General features: G+C 70.4%; 18 protein-coding genes and 1 pseudogene. 7 read left to right on the forward strand and 12 right to left on the reverse strand.

The window, feature by feature from the left end; translation table 11 throughout:
* Nucleotides 1-419: NAD(P)-dependent oxidoreductase (locus ACRX5S_RS31735; RefSeq protein ID WP_436776611.1), on the forward strand; the 419-nt coding region annotated here is incomplete at its 5' end.
* Nucleotides 420-503: 84 nt separating this feature from the next.
* Here ACRX5S_RS31735 and ACRX5S_RS31740 read toward each other — a convergent pair.
* From ACRX5S_RS31740 to ACRX5S_RS31765, 6 genes are all read right to left on the reverse strand, one after another.
* Nucleotides 504-2519, reverse strand: coding sequence for an ATP-binding protein (locus ACRX5S_RS31740; RefSeq protein ID WP_436776612.1), 2016 nt, complete (start codon nt 2517-2519; stop codon nt 504-506).
* Entirely contained in the window at nt 2480-2737 is a 258-nt protein-coding gene (locus ACRX5S_RS31745; protein ID WP_436776613.1) for a recombinase family protein, read from the reverse strand. The genes ACRX5S_RS31740 and ACRX5S_RS31745 overlap by 40 nt, the downstream gene beginning before the upstream one ends.
* Before the next feature lie 297 nt (nt 2738-3034).
* Entirely contained in the window at nt 3035-4351 is a 1317-nt protein-coding gene (locus tag ACRX5S_RS31750) for a HEAT repeat domain-containing protein (protein ID WP_436776614.1), read from the reverse strand.
* 242 nt (nt 4352-4593) lie between these two features.
* Nucleotides 4594-4977: a hypothetical protein gene (locus ACRX5S_RS31755; protein WP_436776615.1), complete on the reverse strand. Its 384-nt coding sequence runs from the start codon at nt 4975-4977 to the stop codon at nt 4594-4596.
* A complete protein-coding gene (locus ACRX5S_RS31760) occupies nt 4974-5249 on the reverse strand; it encodes a hypothetical protein (protein ID WP_436776616.1) in 276 nt (91 codons plus the stop codon). Before ACRX5S_RS31760 ends, ACRX5S_RS31755 begins: the two co-directional genes overlap by 4 nt.
* A gap of 215 nt (nt 5250-5464) precedes the next feature.
* On the reverse strand, nt 5465-6631 hold the full coding sequence (locus tag ACRX5S_RS31765) for a hypothetical protein (protein ID WP_436776617.1): 1167 nt from the start codon (nt 6629-6631) through the stop codon (nt 5465-5467).
* A 150-nt stretch (nt 6632-6781) separates the two neighbouring features.
* On the opposite strand from ACRX5S_RS31765, the gene ACRX5S_RS31770 reads away from it, so the two are divergent.
* Nucleotides 6782-7246 carry a hypothetical protein gene (locus ACRX5S_RS31770; protein ID WP_436776618.1) on the forward strand — a complete coding sequence of 155 codons (465 nt, stop codon included), beginning with the start codon at nt 6782-6784 and terminating at the stop codon, nt 7244-7246.
* A 509-nt stretch (nt 7247-7755) separates the two neighbouring features.
* Here ACRX5S_RS31770 and ACRX5S_RS31775 read toward each other — a convergent pair.
* Entirely contained in the window at nt 7756-9246 is a 1491-nt protein-coding gene (locus ACRX5S_RS31775) for a DUF1214 domain-containing protein (RefSeq protein WP_436776619.1), read from the reverse strand.
* A gap of 399 nt (nt 9247-9645) precedes the next feature.
* Between ACRX5S_RS31775 and ACRX5S_RS31780 the strand changes: the two genes are divergently transcribed.
* The gene (locus ACRX5S_RS31780) at nt 9646-10239 is read left to right on the forward strand and encodes a PE-PGRS family protein (protein WP_436776620.1); all 594 of its coding nucleotides are present in this window, start codon (nt 9646-9648) and stop codon (nt 10237-10239) included.
* Nucleotides 10240-10303: 64 nt separating this feature from the next.
* Here the strand turns inward: ACRX5S_RS31780 and ACRX5S_RS31785 are convergent, their stop codons facing one another.
* Nucleotides 10304-11707: a hypothetical protein gene (locus ACRX5S_RS31785; protein WP_436776621.1), complete on the reverse strand. Its 1404-nt coding sequence runs from the start codon at nt 11705-11707 to the stop codon at nt 10304-10306.
* Between the two features lie 125 nt (nt 11708-11832).
* Between ACRX5S_RS31785 and ACRX5S_RS31790 the strand changes: the two genes are divergently transcribed.
* Together ACRX5S_RS31790 and ACRX5S_RS31795 are read left to right on the forward strand one after the other, a co-directional pair.
* Complete coding sequence (locus ACRX5S_RS31790; protein WP_436776622.1) at nt 11833-12120, forward strand: hypothetical protein; 288 nt, start codon at nt 11833-11835, stop codon at nt 12118-12120.
* Between the two features lie 412 nt (nt 12121-12532).
* The gene (locus ACRX5S_RS31795; protein ID WP_436776623.1) at nt 12533-13105 is read left to right on the forward strand and encodes a TIGR03086 family metal-binding protein; all 573 of its coding nucleotides are present in this window, start codon (nt 12533-12535) and stop codon (nt 13103-13105) included.
* Between the two features lie 164 nt (nt 13106-13269).
* Here the strand turns inward: ACRX5S_RS31795 and ACRX5S_RS31800 are convergent, their stop codons facing one another.
* Together ACRX5S_RS31800 and ACRX5S_RS31805 are read right to left on the reverse strand one after the other, a co-directional pair.
* Entirely contained in the window at nt 13270-13755 is a 486-nt protein-coding gene (locus ACRX5S_RS31800; RefSeq protein WP_436776624.1) for a DUF2231 domain-containing protein, read from the reverse strand.
* A 133-nt stretch (nt 13756-13888) separates the two neighbouring features.
* A complete protein-coding gene (locus ACRX5S_RS31805; RefSeq protein ID WP_436776625.1) occupies nt 13889-14062 on the reverse strand; it encodes a hypothetical protein in 174 nt (57 codons plus the stop codon).
* A gap of 149 nt (nt 14063-14211) precedes the next feature.
* Here ACRX5S_RS31805 and ACRX5S_RS31810 point away from each other — a divergent pair, with 149 nt between their 5' ends.
* The gene (locus ACRX5S_RS31810; protein WP_436776626.1) at nt 14212-14709 is read left to right on the forward strand and encodes a hypothetical protein; all 498 of its coding nucleotides are present in this window, start codon (nt 14212-14214) and stop codon (nt 14707-14709) included.
* Between the two features lie 266 nt (nt 14710-14975).
* Nucleotides 14976-15063 (forward strand): annotated as a pseudogene (locus ACRX5S_RS31815) (cation transporter); the annotation flags it as partial.
* Nucleotides 15064-15255: 192 nt separating this feature from the next.
* Here ACRX5S_RS31815 and ACRX5S_RS31820 read toward each other — a convergent pair.
* The gene (locus ACRX5S_RS31820) at nt 15256-16479 is read right to left on the reverse strand and encodes an oxygenase MpaB family protein (RefSeq protein WP_436776627.1); all 1224 of its coding nucleotides are present in this window, start codon (nt 16477-16479) and stop codon (nt 15256-15258) included.
* 48 nt (nt 16480-16527) lie between these two features.
* Entirely contained in the window at nt 16528-16842 is a 315-nt protein-coding gene (locus ACRX5S_RS31825) for a MaoC/PaaZ C-terminal domain-containing protein (protein ID WP_436776637.1), read from the reverse strand.
* Between the last annotated feature and the right edge of the window lie 58 nt (nt 16843-16900).

Below are 16900 nucleotides of genomic sequence, written 5' to 3' on the forward strand. Positions count from 1 at the left end.
CGGGGCACCAGGCGCTGATCAAACCGTCGTTCGAGTCGCTGGTGGCGGGCCTGCGCACCCTCGGCGCGGACGCGCCGCGGCTGCTCACGGTGGGCGGCGCGGGCTCGCTGCGCACCCCGGGCGGCGGGCAGGTGTGGGACGCGGAGGCTCTGCCGGAGTTCCTGCTGCAGATCATGCACGCGCACGGCGACGCGCTGGACTATCTGCGGGGTGTCGACGACGTGCGGTGGACCAACCTGTCCCCGGCCGCGCACATGGAACCGGGCGAGCGCACCGGCGCGTACCGGCAGGGCGGGGAGGACCTGGTGGTCGCCGCGGACGGCGAGAGCCGGATCTCCACCGAGGACTACGCGGTGGCGCTGCTGGACGAGATCGAGCGGCCCAAGCACGTGGGCGAGCGGTTCACCGTGGCGTACTGACGCCGTACCGCCCGGCCGCGAACACGGGCGGCGGCGTTGCGGATCCGGTCCCGGCCGCGCTGCCGCCGGTGTGACGTGCCCTGATCAGGTCTCGTGTGCGGCTTCGAGCTGCGGCTGCTGGCGGGCGGGGGGAAGTTGGGCGTGTACCCGGGGCGGGAGCAGATCGCCGTGGGTGTCGCGGAGGTACTCCAGCGCGTGGTCCAGGGACGGGTTGTGCTGGAGGCTTTCCTTGAAGAAGGACAGGCGGCGGCGTGCGTCGTCGATGATCTGCGACCAGGTGCGCACCCAGATGGTGACCTGTGCCTGGTCGTACGGCTGGTCGGCGTCGCTGATCAGGCCCTTCGCGCGGCCGCGCTGGTTCGCGGCTTCCGCGACGTCGTCGTCGAGTTCGGCGACGACCAGGCAGAAGACCCAGTTGGTCTGCACGTTGGCGAACCGCGGCTCCTTCGCCACGGCCCGGGCGTACTTGCGTACCTGCCCCATCTCGACGTCGGTGGCGACGACGTCCGGGGCTTTCAGCTCGACGACGAGGTGCCGGGTCCGGTCGTGCTCGGTGGTGGTGGCGCTGAGCATGAGGTCGATGCGTGCGCGTCGTCCCTCGGCGGTGTAGACCGGGCCGTCGGCGGGGGTGTCGAGGCCGACGGCTTGGCGGTGGTGGCGCAGCACCTTGGTGAGGCCGATCTCGCTGCTGGTCATCATGTTGAACTCTTCGCCGAAGACCCACAGTTCGCGTTCGAGGATCTTGTGGAGGTGGTCCTTCTCGTTGACGAGGTGGGAGGTGTCCTCGTCGAAGACGAGGTGTTCGAGGGCGGCGAGGAAGTCCAGGCGGGAGGTGACCCGCGAAGAGGCGCGGATGATGCTGCTCAGGCTGGTCCTGTCCAGGAGGGCATGGAGGGAGGCGACCTCGTCCTCGCGCAGGCTGAGCACTTTGTTAAGGACGTCGGCGAGGGACTCGGGGCTGTGCCGCAGTGCCTGTTGCAGGAGGGAGAGGGTGAGCTTCTTCTTGCTGCGGTCCCGCGGGATCTGGCCGCTGATGGCGGTCGCGACCACGTCGAACGTCGTCTGCTCGGCGCGCTCGGCCTCGGAGGCGGCCGGACGGTCGTAGGGGTAGACGCCCTCCTCGTGCCAGCGGTCCACCAGCTCCCGGCGCCGGCGTCGGCGCAGGTCCTCGAAATGGGTGTCGAGGCGTTCCCTTGCCGCGGTCAGCAACGGCGCGACGGGCGTCGCGCCGCCCAGGTCGGCGAGGATCGTCTCGTTGCGGTGCTCCGGCATCGGCTCCCAGCGCACATACGCGCTCCAGGCGAAGTCCGGATGCCAGCCGGGGAAGTCGTGTTCCTCGACCGGCATGCCCTCGCCGTCGCACAGCGCCACGCTCCGCTGGGTTCCGGAACGCCATTCGATGACGCGCAGCTGCGCGGTGTGGTCCTCCTCGTCGAAGGTGAACGCGAGGTCGTAGGGCGTGTCCGCGGCGACGTGCTCGTGGGGGTCGATGCGCTTGCCGTCGAAGACGACCTCGATGCCGGGGTGGGTCATCAGGTAGGGGGCGAGGCTGGCGGTGATCTGGGTGACCGTCTTGGCGAGGTCGAGACGGTTGATCCATTTGTCCTGGCGGCCCCAAGCCTCGACCAGGGTGCCGGTCCGTGTGACGCCGTCGCCGGCGGGGAGCACGTCGACCTCCCAGCGGGCCCGGTCGGTGATCCGGGTGTCCACCACGGTGCGCATCAGGGTTCCGTCGGTGTCCTTGGCGGTGCTGGTCCAGCGTGCCTGGTCGCCCAGCGCGAACACCCGCAGGCGGCCCTGTCCTGCCTTGCCGTGCAGGGGCCGACCGTGTTGGGTGGTGCGCTGGTGCCGCTTCCAGGAGCCGCCGACCCGCTTGAACTCGGTGCGTGTCGACTGGGGCGGCATCCCGGTGCCCCGGTCCTCGACGACGACGCGCTCGATCCCACCGGCTCCGTTGCGGGTGAGCCGGACGTCCACCCAATCCGCGTCCGCGTCCAAGGCGTTCCAGATCAGCTCCAGCACGGCCTTGCCCGCCTCGCGCTCGTACGAGAGCCGCTTGATCAGGTCGTCGGCCGCCTCAAGGCGAATCTCCTCAGCCACATCCCGATCCTCGTGGACTCCGGAGCGCCGTGTGCGCGAACACGCGTATCCAGCAGCGCAATTCCCCCGATCGAGAGCCAGGCCGCGGTGAGGGCGTCGATCTGGCGGTCGAGCTTCTGTCCGGCGGTGGAGACCCGCGCGTAGCCGATGCGGATCTCGGTGCGGCGGGCGGGCCAGGCGGCAAGGAGGTCGGCCGCGTCGTCAGGGGGCGTGGTCACGCGCGAAGCCTGTCAGAAAACGGTGTCGGCGAGTTGTTGAACACCCGGGTTTTTGAAGGGGTTTCTTGAAGGCGGACCCGCGGCCGGGCGGCGTGGTCGCCCGGACCTTCAACAAACGATGGCGGGCTCAAAGGATCACTGCACCACCCGTAGATGATCATGTCGTCGTGGAGATGCGGATGCGTGACTACGGGTTCTCGGCGGTGCAGCAGGACGAGATCTGGTCCCGGTGGAGGGAAGGCGAGTCCTTCAACTCGATGGTGACCGGCAGCCGATGTCCGGTGAAGGGTTGCGGTCTCAGGGGTTGCGGAGCGGTTCCCAGGGGTCGGGGAGGGGTGCTGGCGAGTCCTCGCCTTCGGTGGGTAGGCCGACGTAGGTGCGCAGGGCGGGGCGGGTGCCGGGGAGCCCGCGTTCGGTGAACTGCTTGTGGAGGTTCCAGCCGAACCGCCAGGGCTGGAAGTCCGTGGTGGTCAGCAGGTCGGCCAGGGCGCGTAGCAGTTTCCGGCGCCCGGGGGAGAGATCGGCGAACACCGGTGCGGTGTCCGCGGGGTCGAACAGTGCTGTCAGCAGGTTCTCGGTGCGGGCCGCGAGCTGGCGGGGCTCCTTGATGCGGGATAGGGCAGGGAGGATCTTCAGGAGGATTCCGTCCGGGGACTCGGCGGTGCGCATCAGGCTCAGCAGGCTGCGGATGGTGTAGCTGTGCAGGTCGCCGTCGTGGTGGGCGGTGGCGGGTTCGGGGACGGGACCGGCGCCGAAGGCAGCTAGCTCGGCGGCGACGCGCTCCGTCGGCGGCAGGCCGGGCGCGGCGGCCGGGTGTGCGACCAGCAGGCGGGCCAGGGCGGTGGCGGCGGCCCAGCGCAGCAGGGGGTGCCCGTGGTCGAGGTGGCGCCGGAGCCGGCCGTCCGGGTCGTGGTCGGCGAGCAGCCCGATGGCGACGAGGACCGTGGCGGCCGTAATCGAGTCCTGTTCGCGGTCGAGGCAGGCCAGCAGTGGGGGCAGGGCGGCGGCGGTGTCTTCGGGGAACCAACCCAGGAGGTACGCGGTCCGGGTGCGGATCTCAGGGGCCGGGTCACCGAGCAACCCGAACAGCGCGGGAAGCCGGGCGCGGACCGCATCGTAGGAACGCAGCGCCCCCTCGCGCGCGTCGACCGGGTGCCCCGCCGCGCAGTACGCCCGCCCCTCGCGCAGGTTCCGCAGCCGCTTCTCGTCGGTCTCGGCGGCGATCGCTTCGTCGTACCAGCGCAGGTTCTCCTCGGGGCTGACGGCCGCGGCGCGCCAGGCGGCGGCATCGATGCCGAGCGGGAGGTCGTACTCGTCGTGCCAGTCGACGGCCAGCCGGGTCAGCAGCAGCAGCGCATCGCCCCGTGCGCCGGGCGGGCCGGTCGCGGCGATCCGGGTGAGGAACGGCACGGCGTACGGGGAGGCCGAGTACCGGCTTCCCTGGTGGAAGATGTTGCTGAACAGGCTTCGGAAGGCGCTCTCCCGGGCCTCCTCGTCCGGCCCGCACACCCCCCGGAGCTGGCCGGGCACGTCCTCGGCGCTGCCGTAGGCGTGCCCCAGAGCTGCCCAGTCGATGTCGTCCAGCCCGGCCAGGAGATCGTCGGATTGCTTCATGATCTGCATACTCGCAGGCACCGCTGACGCTGATCCCGCAGACGAATCGCCCTCTGGAGCTCGGCGGTCAGCCTCACCTGTCAATCGGTCAAGGTCGTCTGTCAGAGGACAGCAAGCACCTCGGGGCCGACTACACAGCGCTACTTGTCGCTTGGTGACAGCTTCGGGAGTACTGGGCCGGGTCGGGGCGGCCGCCGACATCGGCGGCTGCGTCGCCGAACCGGTGAGTCGCTGCGCGGGGTTCAGGTGTCGGCGGGCGTGATGGGGGCGATCCCGGTGCCGGCGTACAGCTCCGGCGCGAAGGAGATCAGCGGCCGCCCGCCCGGGTGGTCCAACGTCGGCCTGGCGAGGTGCACGGCGTGGCTGATCCGCCAGTCCGTTCCCGCGCGGGCCAGGTCGCCGGTAGCCAACGCCGCGGCCAGGTCCAGGGGTTCGATGTCCACCCCGGGCAGCGAGGCGACGTGCTCGGCGAGGTGTTCGCGCTCGCGGCCCGCCGCGAGCAGCGACAGCGCGGGCACCTGGAGCGTCCCGCGGCCCCCGGCGGCGGCGACCACGAACCCCGACAACTTGCGGTGTCCCTTGCCCAGCGCCAGGAGCGCGGTGTGGTCGAGCAGGACGGGCGTCACGCCGCCCCCGCCGCACCGGACGTCCTGCCGCCGAGCAGCTCATCCCACAGCGCGTGCCCGGCCGCCTCGTCCCTGGCCGTGACCTCCACCCCGAACCGCTCGCGCAACTCCGCACGCGCGACCTCCGCACGTGCGCACTGTTCCGCACGCGTCGGCGCGGACGCCGCCAACGACTCCACCAGGCCGCGGATCGTCGTCCCCCGCTCCTGCGCCAGCTCCGCCAGACGCTCCCGGGTGGCCTTGGCCACCTTGATGCTCGTGTCCTCGTCCATGCCTCAACTCTACCGCCGGTAGAGCCGTTTTCGGGGTATCCAGGGTTGTCGTGGGCGGTCAGGCGCCCAGCGACGTACTGCTCCTCATGACGGTCATCCTCGCGCTCATGGTGGTCACCCTCGTCGTGACCGTGGTCGTTGTGGCGCGGCTCGGCAGCACCATCGATGTGCCGATTTCGTGTCGTCGGTCGGCACGACGCCGTCAGACACCTTCGTCAGGCGCCGACGTCGGAGATCGAGGGGCGCGGTGCCGTGGTCCGAGCGGTGTCTGCCCGGGCGCGATTCCTTTCGCGGATCAGCGCGCCGGCCCGGCGCAGGGCCTTGCGTGTGTACTCGCCGCGCGCTTCCGGCTGGTCGGCGAGCAGCGCCGCGTCGGCCCAGGTCACATCACCGCGGTCGGCCCATGCGTAGGCGACGGTGCGGTCGGCGTCCGTCTTGAGTCGGGCAAGGGCGTGCGGGACGTCCGGGTTGTCGAACTGCTCCTCGCGGGCCAGCACCCGGGCGATCGCCTCGGCTTCGGGGTCCTCGCCGCAGGCGGCGCCGGGCGTCCAGATCTCGTGGAGCAGAAGGATCCGCTCGCCTGCGATGACGTGGTACGACTCGGACTCGTTGCCGTGGTTGGCCCGCCGCCGCAGCGCTGCGCGCACCGCGCCGTCGTCCTCCAAGTCCACCCCGTCGACCCAGTCGCCCTCCAAGAGGGCCAGAGCCACGGACTGTACGCGGTCCGGGGTCGGACTGAGCCTCAAATGCTTGGCGACGAACCGCCGCACCGGCTCCAGGTCCCCGTCGAGCAGGACGTCCTTGACCTCACCGACGATGCGGAACAGGCGACCGGCCGACCTCCGCACGCCGCTGGAGCGGACGAAGGCGTCCACACCGGCCAGGAACGACCAGTCCCACGTCGGCACCGCCGAGGTGACCAACTCGCCCACCCGCTGCGCCTGGTCGAGCAAGGGCGCCAGCGCCCCGACCAGATCGCCGATGCGCTGCTGCTGGTCGTACACGGGCTTGAACGGCCCCAGCGCCATGTCGGCGATGGTCGGCACCTGCGCCAGCGCCGACACCGCCGCAGTCGCACGCACCGCGTCCATCACCGCACGAGTCGACGGCAGCACCGCGTCCGTCACTGCACGAGTCGACGGCAGCAGGGACGCGACCGTGTCATTCATCGGCTTCAACCACTGGCCGACGGTGTCCTCCCATGCTGCGCTCACGCTCAGGACGGCTTCGAGGCCCGCCGCCGGCGACATCCTCGCGGCCGCGCCCAGCCCGTCGACGAACGACGACCGTGCGGCCACGGCGGCCGGGAACACGGCGTCGTCGCAGGCCGCGTCGGGTCCGCCGAGGTCGGCGACGAAGTCGGCGGCGTTGAACATCGGCATGGGAGTCTCCTCGGGGCGAATGCGTGTGCGTACGCCCTCTGGCGACGGCGTGGACCCCTTTCGTCGAAAATTCTCGTGCACCCCCGGACCGGCCCAGTCACACCACACCCCTACAGCCGAAATCGAACATTTGTGCGTACTATGCCGAGGGTGGGCGAGAGGTCGAAGGCACGCGGCGCACTGGAGGTGTGGAGGGGCGACCGCCCCTCCCTCGGCGACCGCGTCGACGCCACCCGCGCCATCCGCGCCAGCAGGGGCACCGCCGACCCAGCACCCGAGCCCGCGTCCGCGCCTGACGCCGCGCCGGTTCCCGCGGCAGGTGCGGCGATGCCCATGCCACCGCCGGAAGCCGCCGGGTCGTGGGTGTGGGTGGCCCTCCCGGACGGGTCCGGCACCATCTGCGCCCGCGCGATCGCATGGACCCGGGTCGTTCCCGACCTTCTCTCCCCCACCGGCTGGGCGCTGCGCGTCTCGTCCCCGTACTGGCGTGCCTTCGCCTCGTGGACCGGCGCCGGCGGCGTGAGCGCGGTTCCGGTGGAGGAGCAGCAGGTGGTGCCGTCATCGCAGGTCACCCCTATTCCCGGGCACTACGAGGGCGTGTCCCACCAGGAGTGACATTGTCTGGTTCGTACGCTTTTCCCATGTCCGACGCACCGCCCCCGCCGCCGCATCTCGTCGACCTGCAACGGAAGGTGTTCGACGCGCAGGACGCGGTCCGGACCTTCGCCGCGTTGCACCGGCACGGACGGCTGTCGCAGGAGGAGTCGGCGCAGTGGGCCGGTCTCTATGACCGCGAGCGCGAGGCGGTCCTGGGGCTGTGGCGGGCCATCGACGCGGACGTCGCCCGCGACCAGCGGCAGGCGGGCGCTGCGCACGGCGGCCCGCGGCGAGGACGACCGGCCCGCGCCGTGATCATTTGGGGGCCTTGGGAGTGCGCAGGGCCGCCACGCAGCAGCCGCCAATTCGCCCTGCGGCTAGGGGCAGTCGGGGGCCATCCCCGACAGGACGGCGCCACCGCCCTGTTCGCCATCACCAGGGGGTCCCAGGTCCCGGCAGCCATCCTGTCGCGCATGGTCGGCGTCGTGTCCAGGGGCTCGTTCCAGGGGCTCGTTCCAGGGGCTCGTTCAGGTGGCGCTCGCGATGGTTTTGGTGAAGTCGCCGGGCTTGTACTGGCGGTCGAAGAAGGCCTGTTCTGGGCCGTACCAGCGGATGAGGGCGAACCAGCCGCGGCCGGGCGCGGTCTTGATCCAGTTGCCGGCGCCGTCCGGCCGTTCCGGGCCGGCGTGGATGGTGATCGACCCGTCCTGGTTGACGGCGATGTCGTTCATGCCGTTGAGGGAGGAGTACACCTGCCCGTCGGCGTCGATCTCGGCGGCGGTCTCGGCGTCGTAGAGCGTCAGCGACCAGAACAGCCGCGCGGGCGGGTTCGCGGGCAGGTCGATGCGGTACGCGTGTTCGCCGGTGAGCAGGTCGCCGTCGTGGTCGCGGTAGGCGTTGGCGTACTTCGCGCCGAACCCGACGACGGAGCTGATCATGCCGGTGCTGATGGAGTAGTGGTTGACGAACATGTGCGCCTTGGCGTTGACGTCGGTGTGGCCGGTGGCGCGGGCGCGGAACTCCTCGTCGAGGAGGGTGTGCCAGAAGTCGTCCCTCGCGGTCTTGGCGTGCGCGACCCACTGCCGGTCCTCCCACCACAGGGCGTCCGGCTCGCGGTGGTAGCCGGCCGCGAGGGTCTTGGCGGTCTTCCAGCCGGTCCGGGCGGCCAGGTCCAGCAGTTCGCGCTGCCGGGGCGTGGGGGTGAAGTCCCGGCCCTTGCGGATCCCGAGGGCGGCGAGGACGCCGTGCATATAGGGGTCGACCTGGTCGACGCGGTCGGCCTGCACGAACGCGTGGAGCACGTCGAAGTACGAGGCGTCGCGCGGGTAGAGGGCGTCGGCGCTCAGGTCGGAGACGTGCGTGTACCGCATGGGCTTCGCGTCCCCGCGCAACGGGTGCAGGCGGATGCCCTCGATGGCGGCGACCCCCGGGGACAGGTCGTCGATGGACTGGAAGAAGCCGCGCAGCAGGAAGAAGATGCCGTCGGTGCGGCTGCGGTAGACGAAGAAGTCGTCCCATTCGCCGTCGTGTTCGGGTTGGTGGCCTTCGGGGACGATGAGGTAGGTGCCGCCCTTGCCGTGGTCCGGGCCGGGCAGGCCGATGTCGCCGAGGTACTGCCTGCCGTCGATGAGCGGTCCGGTCAGGGGCCGGTGCCAGAAGTCGTCCACCAGGCCCTGGATGCCGGGCGGTGCCTCGACCACCAGCGGTCCCGTCTCGGCCAGGTCGGCGAACGCCATTCCGTAGATCACATCGCAGTTCGGGGTGGTGATCAGGGTGCGCGGCTTGAGCCGCTGCTCGTACACCGACACCACCTGGTACCCGCGCCCGGCGACCTCGCCCAGGCCGTCCCGCATCGCGCACATGTTCACCGCCGGGAGCGCCCACAGGTAGGTCTGCACCGCCCGCTGGAAGAACAACTCCTCCTCCAGCACCCGCGCTGACTCATCGGCCGGGTAACCGCTGTCGAACGGGAGATCGGCCAGGTCGCGGTAACGGTCGACCCCAGGCGTCACAGTCACACATCTCTCCGCTCCAAAAGGAGTAAAGGCATACATATGCCTTCAATATGGAAACGAGCATAGGTACGGCCGGGGTCGACCCCACGCGACACGCCGCACGTAGACCCGGCAGCCGTGCACCACGCTGCGGCCCAAGGGGCCAGGGCCGCCCGTCCCCTTCGGCCCGCAGCCGGTCCCCCCGTTCAGGTCGTGGATCCCCCACCCAACCCCGACTCCTGGCAGTCCAGCAGCGCTCCGCCGATGGCGACACAGCGTCACAGGTCACCGGCGGGACCGCGCCGTGAACGACAATCGCGACGCCAGCGCACGTGGACAGTCCGGTGCACCGGCGGGAGAACCGCAGACGGGCCCCGAACTGGTCGCAGCCGTGCACCTGCTCGCACACTTCGGTTGGAGAACTTGAGCACCGGTTGCGGTACCGCCGCCACTGTCGGCACAGTCAGCGCGGACGCGGCGATCGACGCCGACCTGTTGGCGGCAGCCTTCACCGTCCGGGAGGCGTTCGGCCGCGTCAACGACGTCATTCACGCGACGGCAATCGCCTCGGCGCTGCCCCGGATCCTGGACCCTGGGGAGGCGATCAGGAAGCGTCCGTCCCTGGCAGCGGGCAACGATCCGTCGCGTCCGTTCGACCTGGAGACCGACAAACGGGTCGCGGAGTTCAAGCTTGCGCGGTGGGCCGGCGCGGATGCGACACGCAAGCGGGCGACGTTCAAGGACCTGATGATGTTGGCCTCCGACACCTCCGGACGCCGCGCTCAGCTGTTCGTGCTCGGATCGGAACCTGCACGCTTTCTGCGAACGACGCGCTCCACCGCCCGATGGGCGCTGAAGTACCACACCGGCGCGGCAAGCTTGTTCGAGGAACGGTTCGGTCCGCTCTCCAAGGCCATCGCCGAATTCACCCGGACGCACGCCGCGCACGTGGAGATCACCGACCTGCGCGGGATCGTCCCCCTGCCTCCAGGCATCGCGGGGCACGCCGATCTCTGACCGGGCACCATGCGATGCCCCTGAGCACGCGAGACCGGATGGTGTCGCTCGCCGGATCTCAGTCTCAGGCCCTGTCCACGCTGTGGCGCTGGAAGAGGTCGGCGAAGAACTGCTCGACCATGCGCCGGGCCCGCGTTTGCGCATCGGGGGGCGCGTCGTCTCCTGGGAGTTCGACGGCTCCGAAGCGGAACACCTCGTACCCGCGGAGCTTCAGCTCACGGTCTGCCCGCATGTTGCGGGCGTACCGGGGCGGGGAGGCGTACGCGCCTTCGGCGTAGTGGTGCATCCCGTCGACTTCGAGTACGACGCGCTGTCCTGCCGGGAGCAGCATGAGGAAGTCCATGCGGAATCCAAGCAGTGCTTTGGCGCCGCGTGCTCGGGCTGTTTTGGGGTCCCAGTGCAGCCAGACCTCGGGTAGCAGCGCCGGGAGATCGGGCACGGCGGGCGCGTGAATGGCGTGGTAGAGGTCGAACAGGAGTGTCTGGGGAGGCGAGTTCTTCGGGAGGCTGTCGCGTAGGCGTGCGTAGAGGGTGTTCTTCGCGTCGTCGTCGCTGTCGAGTTGCTGCGTCTGCTTCCACCAGTCCTGCAGATCGCGCCATCGCAGGCCCGCGTTGCCGATCGGTCGGTCGTAGACCAGGACGGTGTGCGCGTTGTCCACGATCTCGATGTCGTTGTCGACCCCGTCGAGGAAGCGGATGTCCGGCTTCCCGCCGTCGGGCAGCGACGCGAAGATGACGTTCTTGGGACGGCCGCGGTGCGACCGGGTGGGAACGAGGGTGAAGACCGGGTAGCCGCCGTCGTTGTCCGTCTCGCGCAGCTCCACCGCGGCGGCGTGCAGATGGGTGTTCACCGCCTCGGTGAACACCCGTTGGGCCGCCTCGTCGGGGACGACGTCGGCAGATGCGAGGCCTTCCAGGAAGAGAGCGAAGCGCCGGTCCGTGGCCTCAAAGGCCCCGAGCTGCTTGAACAACTCCTCGGTCGTCCAGTCACCCGGGTTGCGGAACACGTGCAGCTGAATCCGCGAACGGAGGCTCCCCTCGATTCCGAACAGATCCCCCGCGACGTAGGTGTCCAGCACCCACAGCTCTTCCAGCAACCCCAGGAAGCGCTCGGGGTCCCGCGCCAGGTCCTCCAGGTCCACGGCCCGAGCGATCTCGTGCCGGGTGCGCCGAGGTATCTGCGGGTATGGCCCAGCCACCCACAGCAAGTCCTGCAGTTCGTTCCGCCGCGCTGGTTCCAACCGGTGGACGGCCAGGATGCTGTGGGCGAGCTGGGGCAGATCGGTGTCGCTCACCTGGGCGAAACTCGCGGCCATTCGTTCGGCCTTGGTGCCCAGATCCGCAGGAGCAGGCATACCGAGGCGGGCACAGAGACCGGGCAGATCCACGGTTCGGGTGGTGCGTGCGACGAATCCCGTGACCCCGTCCAGGAGTTCGCGCAGGTCCGACAGGTCTGCAAGGCGCGCCATCAGCTGATGATGGCAGACTCCGCCGACGCAGGATCCCCGGCCCGTTGCGCTTCCCCGCCCGGGCCGCGCTTCCGCCGCTCGCTGTCTGGCGTGCCGCGCCGTCGTGTCTGTTTCATCGTGGAGACATGGACCTTCCCCAAGAACCGGTGACGCTGCTCTTCGACGACGGGGAGTCGTTCGAAACGACGCTCACGATCTTCGGATGGAATCCCCCAGGCCTGCTGACCATGGACCAGGGTCCGCGGGGAATGTGGACCGCCGAACGGCGGCGCGCCGACGACTTTCCCGAAGGGGCGCCGCAGACCGGCGTGCTGCGGGTTCCCTCTCGGGGAGAGGAGGGGCCGTTCCTGCTCCGCGAGGTGCACCACGGCTGGGTGGAGATCAGCGGGGCCGGCCCGGTGCAGGCGGTGTAGCCGGCGCGAGGCGCAGAGAACTGCCCGGAACCTCGTGCGGTGAAGGGGGCTTCGCCAGCCCGGAGCCAGCCCGGAGCCTGAGGAGCGTTTCGCCAGTGATCAGCCTGCGCGCGGGCAGTACGACGGCCCCTGCCTCGTGGGGGGTCAGGGGCCGCCGTGACCCTGGGGGGCCGCCACGCTGGTCCAGTGCGTGGTTCCCTGGGGGTGCCGTCGAGCGCGTCCGTCCGGTCCTCCGGGGGCGTCCACCGTAGACGGGTCAGGTCGCATTGGGGAGGCATTCACGACGGTTGGCGCGGATTGTCTCCGAGTTCGCCTGTAGGCCCGGTGAGGCGGAGTCGTTCGCGACCCATGGCCCGCACCGCGTCGCGTTTGTTCAATACCGTCCCGCGGCGGGCCGCCTAGCGTCTCGGGCATGTCACATCTGTCCCACGCTGCCGAGGCCATGGCCGCAGTTGTCCGTACCAACACCGATGACCAGCTCGCCAACAAGACTCCGTGTGCGGAGTACGACGTGCGGGGTCTGGTCAACCACCTTCTGTTCTGGGGGCCGTCGCTGGCCGGCGGCGGCCGCAAGGAATCCGTCCCGCCACTGGCGGCCGCCGAGTCCGAGGTGGACCTGGCCGCCGGCGACTGGCGCGGGAGCCTGCTCGCCCTGCTGGACGACATCACCTCGTCCTGGGCGCCGCCGAGCGCCTGGGAGGGCGAGACGACCATGGGCACGCCGCACCCGCTGCCCGCGCCCGTACTGGGCGACATGATCGTCGGCGAACTGGTCGTGCACGGCTGCTGGGACCTCGCTGCCGCGACCGGACAGCGCATCGAACTGCCCTCCGATCTGCTGGCGCATCTGCACGACACGATGTCGGCCGGAGTGGAGCAAGGGCGACAGATGGGCATGTACGGCCCGGAGGTGGCGGTGCCGACCGTGGCGCCCACGTTGGACCGCATCCTCGGCCTGACCGGCCGCGATCCCGCCTGGGCTTAGTGAAGCCGCGCAACCGTCCGCAGCCTCGCAGGGGCGCAAAGTCCTGCCTGTGGCAGCAGCACTGGGATGCCCGCATCGCGCGGCGGTCCCTTGGCAAGCTCACCGGCGACATGTTGAAGAAATGCGGGTGGGGTGCCGTTCGGGCCGGGAGCGGGGCCCGCCGGTCACAGTCGGGGCGAGCGCGTGGTTTCGGTGGCTTTCCACTGCGCGACGCCGATGTGGTGCTCGCGTACGAGGGAACGGCCGAGTATGGCGGCGGTGATGGTGGCGGCAAGGCCGAGCGCGCAGAGGGTGACCCCGGGGGCGGCACCGCGTGCGGGGTCGTTCCAGGCGGAGACGTACAGCCCGAGCGCGGTCGCGAACAGCGCGAGGGCGGCGGTGTTGAGAACGGCGTGCGTCACCGCCGTGCTTCGGGCTGGCCCGCTGCGTGGGACGGCCCGGGTGAGGTCGCGGGCACCGAAAAGCGCGACCACGAGGGCGGCGGCGACGCCGAACACGTTCATGGTGATCGCGAAGTCGAGCCAGAAACGGTCGTGGTGCGCGCCGTACGCCGCGTATCCGGCCAAGGCTCCGATGTATCCGGCGATGGGCAGCGCCACGAGCCTGCGGTGCGGCGAGCGCCTGGCTATCGCAGGGGATTGGGGGGTCATGCGGTCTCCTCACCCGGCCGTGAGACATCCGGGCCGTTGGGGAGTGACCTGCCCTGACAGGCGGCGATCACACCGAATCGGTCGTTCCCGAGCCGCGACCACGGCGGGGGCAGCGCGGAGACGACGCGGCCGGTCACACGTCCAGATACGAGATGGACAACACCGTGATCGTCTTCGTGGCGGTCACCAGCAGCACGACGACGAGGTCTGGGCCGGACATCAGGCGCATCGCCACCTCGTCGCCCTCGTCCCCGATGCCGTACGGCCGGGTCGCGGCGAATGCCGCCCCTCCCTCGAAATACGTCATCGGTCAGTCTACGCCGCCTTCCCCCCGCGAGGGGAGGGAGTCCCGGGCGGCGCCACCGCGCGCGCCTCCGCGGGGATCCACGGGTTTCCGGTACCCCCGGCGCCGGGGAGCATTCCCCGGGCGGCAACGCCAAGCGAACGGGGGCGGATGTGCGGGATCGACCGACGGTGTACCGGGACCGGCTGTACCACGGGTTCTTCGACCGCGAGCGAGACCGCCGCAACCAGGCATCGGACGCGGACGAGTACGCGGAGGTCCAGCGCATCCTTGTCGAGAAGCCCGCGGGCGGGCCCACCGAACGACGCAGCGTCAAGGTGCTGTACGAACTGCTCCCGCCGGACGCCGCGCGGTTCGGCGGCTTCCACTGGGGCTACCACGGCACCGGCCCCAGCCGCGTCGCGGCCGCGGTCCTCGCCGACTCCCTGGAACTGCCCGCGGACACGACCGGGCGGGGTCCGTTCGCGGCCGACGACCCGGTGCTGGGTGAGCTGAGCGCGGCGTTCGTCGTCGACGTGGTCAGTGAACTGTGCGACGAATGGCGGCTGCGCTGCACCCTGGTCATGCGCTGGGCCCGCGCCTGGTACCTGCACAACTATCCCGCGCATCTGCCGGTCCGGCTCCACCAGATCCCCAACGCGAGCTGGTGAACCGGCAACGGCACTGGGGGATCTCCCTTCGGGCACGGCCGCGGGCGGGGACATTCGGGGCATGACCAACTCCCCTGCCGCGGCCGATCTTCCGCTCGACCGTCTGACCGCCGCGCTGCGCGCGGGCGCGGCCGGTCACCTGCCCGGTGAGGCGGCCGTCGCCCTGCTCGTCGAGCACGATGTGTGGCCCCGCCGCGCCGACTTCCGCGCCTTCGTCGACTACACCGACGACCCGGACGCCACCGACACCCCGCTCGTGACCGTCCGCCCGGACCGCAGGCACCCGCGCGTCCTCCACAGCGCTGGTCGGGTTCGGACTGGACTCCATCATCGAAGTGTCCTCCCCCGCCGCATTTTCCAAGACCTCGTGCGGTTCATCGAGAGCTTGGCGCTGCGCAAAGCCCCGGGTGCCGGTGGCCGCCGTCCACCGTCAGGCCGCATCCGTCGCTTTCCCGCACCAGGATTTGCGGCGCAAGCCTGAAACGGAGGGCCCGGGCGCTCCCGGACCCAGGCCCTCCGCGGGGCAGCCGGACGTGCCGGCCGTGCTTAGGACCCCGGGTGCGGGGCCACGTGAGGATGTTCGTCCTTGAAGTGGCGGCGCAGTACCTCGTCGAGCTGCCGTTCGCCGTGGGCGAGCAGTTTGCGGCGGACCGGCGGGATCCGGCCGAGGAGGCCGTGCCGGACGAGGTTGGCGGGGCTGCGGAGCAGCGGGTACCAGGGAAGCGTCGTTCGCATGCCGATGTCCTCGGTGCCTTGTTTGCCGACCAGCAGGCGGGCGAGGCTGCGGATTTTGTGGAGTTCCCAGGCACGGTGCAGGCGTTCGAGCCGCGGGAAGGACAGTTCGCCGAGGGATGCTTCGAATGCCTGGGTAAGTTCCCGCGAGTACTTGTCCGGTGGCGGTGAGGTGAGGGAGATGTGGTAGAAGATCCGCCGTCCGTCGGCTTCGCTACGGGGCAGCCACTGGTCGTCGACGCCGACGAGCCAGCCGATGTAGCGCCACATGTGGATCACCGCGGCTGCTTCCCGGGAGGCGATGGGCATGCCGAGCAGGCGGATTCCCAGGAGCCAGAAGGTGCTCTGAAGCGCGAGTGTGCCGGCTTGGTCGGTGGCGTTGATGGGGAGGCCGTGCGTGTGGGCGTCCCACTCGGGTAGCGCAGCGTACTTGCGGTTGACGATGGCGTGCATGAGCCGTACGTGGACGGTGAGTTGCCACCCTTGGGCGGACCGGTCGAGGCCGCCTTCTCGGATGCACTCGACTACCCAGGTGGAGGTCTCGCCGTTGCGTGCGAGTGTTCGGCGGGACAGTCCTCCGGTCATGGTGAGGAGTTTGGTGTTGGCGGAGCTGCGGTAGCCGGTGAGGAGGGCCGCGCTGAGGACGTCGAGGGTGTCGATTCCGCCGCGGCGCATGACCTCGGCACCGAGCTTGAGTTGGCTTTGGTCCACCCAGGTGGGGCGGGCGTCGACATGGGCGAAGAAGTCCGCCAAGGGCTGGGGCGTGTCTGGGACGGTGTCGATGCCGTGGGCCAGTGCCGTGCGGAACTGAGCGAAGGTGACCCGGCGTTCGCCGATGGCCTGGGCCAGTGCGGCGCCCACGGGGTCGCAGGTTGTCAGGCCGTGTGCGAGCGCCTGTAGTTGCTCGTTGGTGGGCTCCCGATCATGGGTGACGAGCTTGCCGAGGGGCTCGGCTGCCTGGGTCGCCCACCTGGGATCGGCCATGAAGCGGCGCGGGGCGTTTCCGGTTGGTGGCTCGGGTGGCGGTGTCGTGGGCATGGCTGGCCCTTCTTCGGCTTCGGCGGGGCGGGGTGGCGCTGGGCGGGGTCAGGCGCGCGGGGTGAAGGTGCCGCGGTCGAGGACCAGGGTGTTGCCCGCCCGTGTCTGGAAGAGGATGCGGTCACCGTCTTCCCAGATGTCCGTGGTCAATTCCTGGCCTGGCAGGACAGGGGCGGCGAATCGGGCGGTCATGCCGCCGAACCGGTCCGGGTCTCCGTCGCACAGGGCGTGCAGCAGTGCGCGCCCGGCGAAGCCGTAGGTGCACAGGCCGTGCAGGATCGGGCGGGGGAATCCGAGCTTGGCGGCGGTCTGGGGGTCGGAGTGGAGTGGGTTGCGGTCGCCGCTTAGAAGCCGTTGTCTTATCGAATGTGATCGCTGAGTTTCCGCTGGTCAGGCATGAAGTCCGGTGCTGTGCGGGAGG

The organism is Yinghuangia sp. YIM S09857 (assembly GCF_051388915.1).
GTDB lineage: Bacteria > Actinomycetota > Actinomycetes > Streptomycetales > Streptomycetaceae > Yinghuangia.

Excerpts from the sequence above, each read along its gene's own strand:
- ACRX5S_RS31750 (WP_436776614.1), bottom strand. The coding sequence starts at position 4,351 with ATGAAGCAATCCGACGATCTCCTGGCCGGGCTGGACGACATCGACTGG.
- ACRX5S_RS31760 (WP_436776616.1), bottom strand. The coding sequence starts at position 5,249 with ATGGACGAGGACACGAGCATCAAGGTGGCCAAGGCCACCCGGGAGCGT.
- ACRX5S_RS31765 (WP_436776617.1), bottom strand. The coding sequence starts at position 6,631 with ATGCCGATGTTCAACGCCGCCGACTTCGTCGCCGACCTCGGCGGACCC.
- ACRX5S_RS31785 (WP_436776621.1), bottom strand. The coding sequence starts at position 11,707 with ATGGCGCGCCTTGCAGACCTGTCGGACCTGCGCGAACTCCTGGACGGG.
- ACRX5S_RS31790 (WP_436776622.1), top strand. The coding sequence starts at position 11,833 with ATGGACCTTCCCCAAGAACCGGTGACGCTGCTCTTCGACGACGGGGAG.
- ACRX5S_RS31795 (WP_436776623.1), top strand. The coding sequence starts at position 12,533 with ATGTCACATCTGTCCCACGCTGCCGAGGCCATGGCCGCAGTTGTCCGT.
- ACRX5S_RS31800 (WP_436776624.1), bottom strand. The coding sequence starts at position 13,755 with ATGACCCCCCAATCCCCTGCGATAGCCAGGCGCTCGCCGCACCGCAGG.
- ACRX5S_RS31805 (WP_436776625.1), bottom strand. The coding sequence starts at position 14,062 with ATGACGTATTTCGAGGGAGGGGCGGCATTCGCCGCGACCCGGCCGTAC.
- ACRX5S_RS31820 (WP_436776627.1), bottom strand. The coding sequence starts at position 16,479 with ATGCCCACGACACCGCCACCCGAGCCACCAACCGGAAACGCCCCGCGC.